4 protein-coding genes and 1 pseudogene are annotated in these 5,973 nt (G+C 35.8%); 1 reads left to right on the plus strand and 4 read right to left on the minus strand.

The window, feature by feature from the left end:
- Positions 1 to 334: 334 nt before the first annotated feature.
- From OZD64_RS00260 to OZD64_RS06705, 3 genes and pseudogenes are all read right to left on the minus strand, one after another.
- Positions 335 to 850 (minus strand): transposase, encoded by a 516-nt coding sequence (locus tag OZD64_RS00260; protein WP_274999097.1) that lies wholly within the window; start codon positions 848 to 850, stop codon positions 335 to 337.
- On the minus strand, positions 840 to 1,103 hold the full coding sequence (locus OZD64_RS00265) for a hypothetical protein (protein ID WP_274999098.1): 264 nt from the start codon (positions 1,101 to 1,103) through the stop codon (positions 840 to 842). The genes OZD64_RS00260 and OZD64_RS00265 overlap by 11 nt, the downstream gene beginning before the upstream one ends.
- A 509-nt stretch (positions 1,104 to 1,612) precedes the next feature.
- Positions 1,613 to 3,790 (minus strand): annotated as a pseudogene (locus OZD64_RS06705) (hypothetical protein).
- A gap of 1 nt (position 3,791) precedes the next feature.
- Here OZD64_RS06705 and OZD64_RS00280 point away from each other — a divergent pair.
- The gene (locus tag OZD64_RS00280) at positions 3,792 to 5,180 is read left to right on the plus strand and encodes a phosphomannomutase/phosphoglucomutase (protein WP_010962769.1); all 1,389 of its coding nucleotides are present in this window, start codon (positions 3,792 to 3,794) and stop codon (positions 5,178 to 5,180) included.
- A 106-nt stretch (positions 5,181 to 5,286) separates the two neighbouring features.
- On the opposite strand, the gene OZD64_RS00285 is transcribed toward OZD64_RS00280, so the two are convergent.
- On the minus strand, positions 5,287 to 5,973 hold a 687-nt coding region (locus OZD64_RS00285; RefSeq protein WP_274999100.1), incomplete at its 5' end, for an Rpn family recombination-promoting nuclease/putative transposase.

The following is a 5,973-nucleotide window of genomic DNA, read 5'->3' on the forward strand; positions in this document are numbered from 1 at the left end:
TATAGCTAAAGTGACTTAGGTTCTCTAATTGCACATAAGTCAACAATAATTTTCACACAAATCAAAACAGCATATCTTCTCCATAATCCTTGGTAATTTTACATAAGTGAAAAGTAGCATATGGTTCTCTCCGCGGTCTGAGATGACAATAAACTTGTCAAGCCGCATTATACTTGTTAGGCGGAAGTGGACGGTAACATGTTTACCACGAAGTCTAACTAAGTTCTTGCTTGTCCCTTCCATCGGCATTGCTATCTTTATTTTCAATAAAATTATTGTCCTATGCTCTTTTGATGTTTATTGATAATAAAATTCTGTTTTATCAACCAACATCCTATGCATAATTACAGCTAATTTTCTTGCTACTGCTACAATTGCTTTTTTCATTCCTTTTTTCTTCGCAACTCCAGTTTTTTAATTTAAATGTCCTCTTGGTAACTGTAAGCATTGTTTGTGCAGCTGCATATAACATACTTCTACATTCCGCTGGTCCCATCTTTGATATGCTGCCATGCCGATCAACTTTTCCAGAAGAATATTGCCTTGGTGTCAACCCTATATATGCTCCAACTGTATCAGATTTCTCAAACCTATGTGGGTTATCAATTGCAGCTTTATACGTCATTGCTACTATAATCCCCACTCCTGGAACAGTAGTTAACAATTTACAATCATCGTCTTTTTCACCTTGTTCTGAAAGCATTTTGTCAAGCTTTCTTAATGACTTTTCTATTGCTTCCAAACTACAAACTAACGCTTCAATTGAACTCCTACTGATTTCATCCAAATTATTTATTGCCTCTTGTATTCTTAAAGCGAAAGTTTCAAATTTTGATCCTTTACCGACCATGTATCTTCAACAACCCTCTTATTGTTCCAATAACCTGCTGTTTGCTACACATTAGCTGTCTTCTGCTTCCAAGCGCTATTTTAATTTGACAACTGATTTTACTAACACTTCTCATCATCTGCGCTATACCCCTCGCATCGTTTTTATCATTCTTATTGATTCTTGCAGACAACGCTGCTGCCATATGCCTTGCATCTACACAAATTACTGGTAATCCAAAACGCCTTAACTCTTTGCACATTGATATTGACAACTATCCACTTTCTATTCCTATGGGTTCGTATTTTTTGCCTTGGCTAATCTGCTATTGCCTTACTTTCGCTTGCAACAACTTCTTCCTTAACAACTTTTCCTTTCTCATCAACGATACTTATAAAAGTTTCTTTTAATGAGATCGCTATAATATTTCATGACCTACTGTAAAAGTTTAAATTATTTTTGAAGAACCAATTCATTGAATTTGTTACTTCGTGCTAAAATAATGGAGTATGTCTCTCCATCATTCAATAGCAATTACAGTATGTTTAGCTATAATTTGAAAAACAAAAATTCGTCATTCTGCTACTAGTTAGCGGGATCTAGAGGTACCGCGGCGGCATGACGTAGGATTGCTGTCATCCCGCTGCTTGTTAGTGGCTAAGAGATACTGTGAATAAATCACGGTATGACGGTTAAGTATCCCGCTACGTGTTAGCGGCTGAGATAACGCGAATAAATCGCGGGATGACGTGTTGCTTGGGTCAGCTATAGAAGCAAAACTCATCATTTTGAAAGAGGAGGAGATTTTTCCGGACCCTCAGCAGGGATTGATTTTGGATCTGATAATTCTGTATTTACCTTGATTGGCTCTAATGGAGTTTTCTGCTCTTCCGGTTTATCATCTGGAATTGGAACAGGCCAATCCATAATGTTTTGCGGTATAACTTTTGCTTCTTTAGCTTCTTTTTGACCTGTTGAAGATGATGCATCAACTCCTGCATTTTTGGTAACTTCTTGTTTTAGTTGTTTATTTTCTTCTTGCAGTTGCTTTAAATTTTTCTTTAACTCGTCAATCTCTCTTATTTTTTGTTTTAATTGTTCAGATATAGTTAGTTTGTCTCTAGTCAATTTTTTGTTTTCTTGTCTTAACCCACTAGCTGTTCTGCTTGAGTTGTTGTTTACAGCTTGTATACCTTGGTCTTGCTGCTGCATGCTTGTTCCTCTACTTTCATATTCAACTTCAGTTTGAGTTGCCTGACCTTTTTCCTGCTGTAATATGTTCTGCAGTTGCTCTAGACTCTCTTTGACAGATGCCAGCTCTTCCTGTGTACACGTTAACATCCCTTCCTTTTCCTTAAGTTGATATTGAAGTTTTTCTATTTCCCTCTTCGTATTTTCTTCGCTTAGCTCATCTGCAAGTGATCTTCCAGGTTCAAGTTGTCGAATTTCCCTCTCTAAATCTTCCTTTTCTCTCTGTCATTCATTTAATTCTTTAGACAATTGGCTCGCCGTTTCAGCCAATGTATTGTTTTCCTTTTTTGTTTCCATTAACTGTTCTGCCAACTGCTTTTTATGATCATCCTTTAAACCTTCCACTATTTTCTTCAGGTCATTCTCCAAATTTGCATTCTTTTCCTTTAGTACAGTTAAATTAGCTTCACTTTGCTTCAATTTTCTCTGTAATTCTTTATTTGCCTCATTTGTTTCACCTTCCTTATCTTTCAACTGATCATTTAAGTTCTTTATTACATCATTTTTATCCTGTAGTTCTTCCTCTTGTTCCTTTATTCTTTGACCTCTTTCAAATATCGCTCGCTGTTGTTCATTGACTTTATCTCTCAAGGAGTCACGTTCTAATCTTAGATCCTCAAGCTGCTTTGCCTGCACTGCAAAATATTTAGCAAATGTTTCTTTTTCTTCCTCTAATTCCTCAACTTCATCTTTTAATCCTTCTTGCTCATACTCTTCTTCATCACCAGACATATCATCCTCAAATATTTCATCTTCATCACTAAATTCACTGCCGGTGGATATAGAACTTCTACGTGAAGAAGGTGTGCTAGGAGAGGAATACCCACTGCTGCTTGGTGTAGGTGACTGTGGTGATATATGTAGATCTTTTGTAAATATTTCCTCTGCTGGTACTTGCTGATCGTCTACACTCTTGGATATGCCAGTAAAAGCTTGATACAGAGTTTTTCCGTTGATAAAAACTTCTTTATTTTGTCCAACTAACTTTAATACTTCTTCTGAACTCGTTATTCCTCCAAATTTTGGCTCACCAATAACACTCTGTATACCACCAGAATCCAATTTTACGGTCATGCTACAGTCTATGCTGTTACCTTCAGAATCCTTAGCCTGCCAATTAATGGTCATTTCACATGAGCTTGAACCAGTAAAATCATAGTGCCTTTCGCTGCCTTTTTTGGTTGCAGTTATTTGACTATCTTTCCCTAAAGATATGTTATAAACCTTACCTTCACTGCTGGTCCTTAAAATATTGCTAATTTCTATTGGTTTTTCTTCATTTTCAAATCTAATTTTGAAGTCATTATCCTTTGTTGGATACACTAAGAAATTTTGACCAGGCAGAGACGACTTAAGTTCTTTATGCATTGCGTCTATTGATTGCTCAAATTTTTGGAACTCCTTTTCCCACTTTAAATTTATCTGTCCTGTAATGTCCTCATCTTTGCGTAAAGGACCAATAAAGTACCAGATTAAATTTTCTTCCTCCAGTCTTTTGATAAAATCCTGAAGATCGTTGCAAGATTCAATGACATTTAAAGTATCATTTTTCTTTTGTTCATCTACATCTAAACTTTGACTTTCAGCTATAAATACATTTTCGTTTTCCTGTGGCATAATTTTACATTTTAAAAAATATACTATAATATTAACAGATTTCTTTAAAAAATCAACTAATTGTTGGATAAATAAACTTGAGCATTTGGCCAAAATGTTATATAGTAGTCACTTCAAGAAGTACAGTATGGACAATACCATTATAAGAAAATACGATATTAGAGGTATAGTAGGCAAAGATTTGCAGATTAATGATGGGTACGAGATAGGTAGAAAGTTTGGCCAAACCGTAGCTAGTGTTTGTGTCGGCTACGACAGCAGAATAGATTCACCAGGTATAGAAAGAGAATTAATTAGGGGCTTAACTTTATCCGGTGCAAATGTTATACGCGTTGGGCTATGCTCTTCACCTATGCTTTACGCTGCAACACAAATCACACAGGCGGATCTTGGTATCATAATAACTGCCTCTCATAACCCCAGCGAATATAATGGCTTTAAATTTTTTAGTAATAAAAAAGTCTTCTCAGATCAAGAAATGAAGGAAATTATAAGCAGTCCAATTAAAAACAGCACAAGAATTGGAAGCTTAATTAACATAAATATATATAGTGAGTACATTAGCATATTGAAAAGTGCAGTGAAGAACGATACTACACAGAAATTAAAAATAGCCTGGGATTGTGGAAATAGTCCAGCAAGTGGAATTATAAGGTATATTGAAAAGATCTTGCCTGGTCATACGCACATCGTAACCAATAACTCTATAGATGGGGCATTTCCACTGCATGATCCAGATCCCATAGAGGAAAAAAATCTTGCTCAATTAATTGACATTGTGAAGGAATATGGATGTGATCTTGGCATTGCGCTAGATGGCGATAGCGATAGGGTGCGCTTAATTGATAATAAAGGCAACGTTGTTTCCAATGACCATTTATTTATAATTTTTGCACGTGAAGTGTTGGAGGAATATCCAGAAAGCAAAGTTATTGCTAACGTAAAAATGAGTATGAAAGTGCATGATTTTGTTAGCAAGTTAGGAGGGCAAGTTATCACCTGTGCTACTGGACATTCACTAGTTAAGAAGAAGATGGTAGAGGAAGAGGCAAAGTTTGCTGGTGAATTAAGCGGGCACTTCTTCTTTTCTGAGCTAAGTTTTGATGATGGGCTATATTCTGCTGTTAAAGCAGTTGACATTTTGCTTAAGAAAAACCAAAGCCTATCTCAGGTGATTGAGGATTTACCGAAGTTATATATCACTCATGAAGTGAAGATTGTAGTGAAAGATGAGAAAAAGTTTCAAATAATTGAGTCAATAAAGAAAACACTGGAGCAGCAAAATATTGTATTTTCAGATCTTGATGGTGTTAAGGTAACCGATAATAAAGGTTGGTGGCTTCTTAGGGTATCAAATACGCAAAACTGCATTACAGCAAGATGCGAAGGAGAGACTTTAGAGGGTTTTGAACTTACTAAAAAGGTTTTGTTCCATTACATTGATGAAGCAAGGTCTTTAAATTGTAGCTACTCACAGAAATAAATTTGATTTATAAAATTGACATGAAAGTATAAAGATAAATAGGCTAAATGTACTTATCACCTGGTCAGGCTGCAGCATTATTTCGTGTAACCGTTTGCGGGTCCACTTAATTCTGCAATTCTTTGATCTCACTCATGGAGAGGCCAGTAAACTTAACAATAGTGGTGACATCAACATTATTAGCTAGCATTGTTTTTGCAACTTCAATTTTTCCTTCCTTTTTAGCATCATCAAGTTTTTGTTCAAGAACAGCCCGTTCATCACGAATACGTTTTATTTCCTGTTCGTAGGCAATAAATTCTTTCTCTGACCAGTTGAATCTATTTAGTTCTTCATATGCCTTTTTAATTATTACATCACTACCTATTATCTTTTCCAATTCTTCTTCGCTAGTTTCATCTGCATATTTAAAATAATAGATCCATTTTTCAACTATACTCTCCAATTGGTCTTCTTTAGTTTTAGGAAATTTTGGCAGCTCTATGAAGATAAATTGAAAATCTTTTAAGTCATGCTCATTGGTTTTTTCATCTCTTATGGTATGGCTAGATATATAGTCAAGCTTATCAGGGAATAAGGTACAATTTGAAATCGCGATAAAGAAAATCTTCTTTAAATCAACGTATTTACCAGATTTATCAGCTTGTCTTGAGTAAGCCTTAGCAGCATAAAGTTGTGCGCGTTTTTCAAAGCCTTTATCACGAGCGAGCTGGTTAGGTAAGGAAGTAGTATTGCTACTACTCCCTCCCTTAGAAACGCAGCATGCAGGTTTTCCCACACTACGCTTGAGCCC

Source organism: Wolbachia endosymbiont of Drosophila tristis, assembly GCF_028981745.1.
In the GTDB taxonomy this organism is placed as follows: Bacteria; Pseudomonadota; Alphaproteobacteria; order Rickettsiales; family Anaplasmataceae; genus Wolbachia; species Wolbachia pipientis.

Bases quoted from the DNA above. Each gene is read 5' to 3' on its own strand.
- OZD64_RS00260 (WP_274999097.1), bottom strand. From the start codon at position 850: ATGGTCGGTAAAGGATCAAAATTTGAAACTTTCGCTTTAAGAATACAA.
- OZD64_RS00280 (WP_010962769.1), top strand. From the start codon at position 3,792: ATGTTATATAGTAGTCACTTCAAGAAGTACAGTATGGACAATACCATT.